General features: G+C 69.2%; 3 protein-coding genes and 1 pseudogene. 1 reads left to right on the plus strand and 3 read right to left on the minus strand.

All coding sequences use genetic code 11. From position 1 onward, the window contains the following. Positions 1–354 (minus strand): annotated as a pseudogene (locus RMP08_RS03335) (hypothetical protein); the annotation flags it as partial. Positions 355–558: 204 nt separating this feature from the next. On the opposite strand from RMP08_RS03335, the gene RMP08_RS03340 reads away from it, so the two are divergent. Beyond that, positions 559–2,139 (plus strand): MFS transporter, encoded by a 1,581-nt coding sequence (locus RMP08_RS03340; RefSeq protein WP_310467572.1) that lies wholly within the window; start codon positions 559–561, stop codon positions 2,137–2,139. Here RMP08_RS03340 and RMP08_RS03345 read toward each other — a convergent pair. Together RMP08_RS03345 and RMP08_RS03350 are read right to left on the minus strand one after the other, a co-directional pair. Further along, the gene (locus tag RMP08_RS03345) at positions 2,136–2,687 is read right to left on the minus strand and encodes a superoxide dismutase family protein (protein WP_310467573.1); all 552 of its coding nucleotides are present in this window, start codon (positions 2,685–2,687) and stop codon (positions 2,136–2,138) included. The two genes, RMP08_RS03340 and RMP08_RS03345, sit on opposite strands and share 4 nt — an antisense overlap. 38 nt (positions 2,688–2,725) lie before the next feature. Then, positions 2,726–3,202 (minus strand): DUF2793 domain-containing protein, encoded by a 477-nt coding sequence (locus tag RMP08_RS03350; protein WP_310467574.1) that lies wholly within the window; start codon positions 3,200–3,202, stop codon positions 2,726–2,728. Positions 3,203–3,400 lie beyond the last annotated feature (198 nt).

The raw sequence follows: 3,400 nt of genomic DNA on the forward strand, positions 1-3,400 counted from the left end.
ATAGACCCCGCCGAGCAGCCATTGCTTGTGCGCGAAATAATAGACGTCGAGGTCGGGCCACAGATCGAGGTCGTCGGGGAAGGCGAGCTGCGCGATGAGGTAGTAGGCGCCGAAGATGACCAGCCCGCCGGCGAGGCTGAGGAAGTTGACCGGGATCCCTTCGCGCAGCTGCCACGCGACCATCCAGAAGCTGGTCAGGTCGAACGCGATGAGCACCGCGAGCAGCGGCGACAGCCAGCCGATGCGCACTTTGTGGCGCAATTCGATCGCGGCGCCGAACCCGCCGATGACCTCGGCCAGCGCGAGCCCCATGAGCAGCCCGAACAGCGAAAAGACGAAGCTGAAATTGTCCACGGCCGCCCCCCGCGGCGGAGCTTAGGATGAACGACGCGGCGGGCCAAATGCGCTGGCTGCGATGCTCGCATCGGGCGGCCGCGGCGCCGGCCTTGCCCCAATGCCCCCCGCCCGCCACACTGCGCCTCCGCACCATCCGGAGGGCGCATGACCGAACCCGCCGCGCCACCCGCGCCAGACGCCGCCCAAGCGCCCCCTCACCGCGTGAAAGTATCCGCCTACGCGTGGTACGCCTTGATCCTGTTCGTGATCGTCTACGCGTTCAATTTCATCGACCGCCAGATCGTCTCGATCCTCGCCGAGAGCATCAAGGCCGACCTAGCGCTCGACGACGCGCAACTGGGCTTCCTCTACGGCACCGCCTTCGCGGTCTTCTATTCGCTGTTCGGGATCCCGCTCGGGCGGCTCGCCGACAGCTGGTACCGCGGCAAGTTGATGGCGATCGGGCTGGCGTTGTGGTCGTCGATGACCGCTTTGTCGGGGTTTGCGTCGAGCTTCGCGATGCTCGCCGCGGCGCGCGTCGGGGTCGGCATCGGCGAGGCCAGCGCGTCGCCCGCGGCCTACTCGATGATCTCCGATTATTTCCCGAAAGAGCGCCGCGCCACCGCGCTCTCGATCTACTCGAGCGGGCTGTACATCGGCGGCGGCCTGTCGCTGCCGATCGGCGGCTTCGTGCTCGCCGAATGGGCGCGCCGCTTCCCCGATCCCGCCGCCGCCCCGCTCGGCCTTGCCCCGTGGCAGGCGGCGTTCATGGCGGTCGGGCTGCCCGGGCTGCTGCTCGCTTTGTGGGTGTGGACCTTGAAGGAGCCGCAGCGCGGCGCGTCGGACGGCAACCCGTCGCCGATCGTTCGCCCCAATGCGTGGCGCGAGTTCGGGCGCGAGCTCGCCGCGATCCTCCCCCCGCTGACCCTCGCCAGCGCGACCCGCATCCCCGGCGCGCTCGGCCCCAACTTGCTGATGCTGGTCGCCTGCGCGGCCGGCGCTGGAATCCTCGGCACATTGTCGGGCGACTGGCCGCAATGGGTCGCGTGGTGGACCGGCGCCTACGCGGTGTTCTCGTGGACCCAATCCTTGAAAGCGCGCGACCCCGCCACCCACCGCCTGATCTGGGGCACCCCGCTGACCGTGCTGCTGGCGATCACCTTCGGCAGCATCAGCTTCGTCACTTATGCGGTGACCTTCTGGGCCCCGCCCTACATCCTGCGCACCTTTTACACCGGCCCCACCGACGCCGCCTTGCTGATGGTCGGGCGCACCGCGGCGGAGGAAGTGTCGACCATCTACGGCTGGAGCGCGGCGGCGATGTCGGCGCTGGGCGTGATCCTCGGCGGCATCCTCGCCGATGCCTGGCGCCGACGCCACCCCGCCGGCCGCCTGTACGTCAACATGCTCGCGGTGGTGTTGCCGGTCCCCGCGGTGGCGTGGATGTACACCAGCGCCGATCTGACGACCGTCTACTGGCTCGCGGCCTACACCAATTTATGTGGCGCGATGTGGGTCGGCGCCGCGGTCGCCACGCTGCAGGACCTCGTGCTGCCGCGGATGCGCGGCACCGCCGGCGCGACCTACATTCTCGGCACGTCGATGGTGGGATTGGCGCTCGGCCCTTACTGGGCGGGCAAGGTCGCCGCGGTCACCGGCGACCTCGCGACCGGCGTGTTTGCCTTGTACATCGTCCCGCCGCTGACGATGCTCGCCTTGTGGTTCGCGTCGAGCCGGATCGGCGCGGTCGAAGCGAGCAAGGAAGCGCGCGCCGCCGAAGCCGAGGGCGCGCCCCGGCTTTAACCGCCGAGCGTGGCGCAGGCGATGCGGTCGCCGCTGTCGCCGCTCGGGTCGGTCTTATAGTCGTCGGCCTTGGCGTGGATCACCACCGCCGCGCCGTCGCCGTCGATCACCGCCTGCGCGCCCTCGCGCAACGTCGCGCCGGCGATCACGAAGCTCGCCTCGCCGCGCCCATCGGCGGCGGCATCGAAATTGACGAGGTCGCCGAGATGCGCGCCATCGGGATTGTCGCGGCCGTGCTTCTTGCCCGCCGGGTTCCAGTGCGGCCCGGCGCTGTCGAACTTGGGCCCTTCGCAGCGCCCGACGGTATGGACGTGGATGCCGTGCGCGCCGGGCGAAAGGCCGGTCGCAGCGAGCTTGATCGTGACCCCGTCGGGCCCCTCGGTGAGCGACACCTGGCCGACATTATTGCCCGCCGCATTGTTGAGCGCGGCGGTTGCCGGCTGAGCCGCGGCGACCGCGGTGGAGTCGTTCGAAACGGGCTGTTGCGCGGGCTCGCCGCCGCACGCGGCAAGCGGCACGAGGGCGAGCAATGGAAAGATGTTTTTCATGTCCGCACCAGCGGACGAAACGCGGCTTGGTTCCCGCGTTACGGCGCAATCAGCCCGTGCGTGCGCAATGCGCCCAAAATCGCGACGATCGGGGCGCGCGCTTGGGCGTCTATCGCCCCACCGCCGGCGGGATCGGCGACCGCCGCGCCGCGCGCGCCGACCACCTGGTTTGTGCCGACCGTGACCGTCGCCACGCGCGCCACCCCAAGCTCCCACGCGCCCGCGCGATACGCCGCGGTCACCGCTGTCGACTTGACCAGCAGCCGCATCCCCTCGACCGGCAGCACGTACCGCCACCCGCCCGCGGTGTAGGCCGCGACCTGCCCGGCATGCCCAACCCACGCCCCAGTGGGGCTCGCGGCGACGATGTAGCACGCCCCCGCCACCGGCGACCCGGGCGGCGCCACCCGCGGCGGCTCCTCGACCGCGCCCGCGACCAGCACGTCCAGGACTGCCAGACTTTCGTTGTGCCAAATTTCCTTCTGCGCCTGCCCCGCATTTGTAGATCGTGACAAGATTTACCAAACCAGCGTGACGCTGTCAAGTTCTTTTTACCGAGTTGGTTATTTTCTAAACCGGGGCTCTTGGTAGTTCGGTCGCAGCCAACGTATTTGTCCTTGCGCCTCTTCGGCAGCGCGCGCGTGATTGAGGGCTACGAGTCGTGCGACGATCTCGGATGGACTGAGCGATCTCCCCGCCCATTCTTCGCCCCA

This window comes from Sphingomonas sp. (assembly GCF_031426035.1).
Taxonomy (GTDB): domain Bacteria; phylum Pseudomonadota; class Alphaproteobacteria; order Sphingomonadales; family Sphingomonadaceae; genus Sphingomicrobium.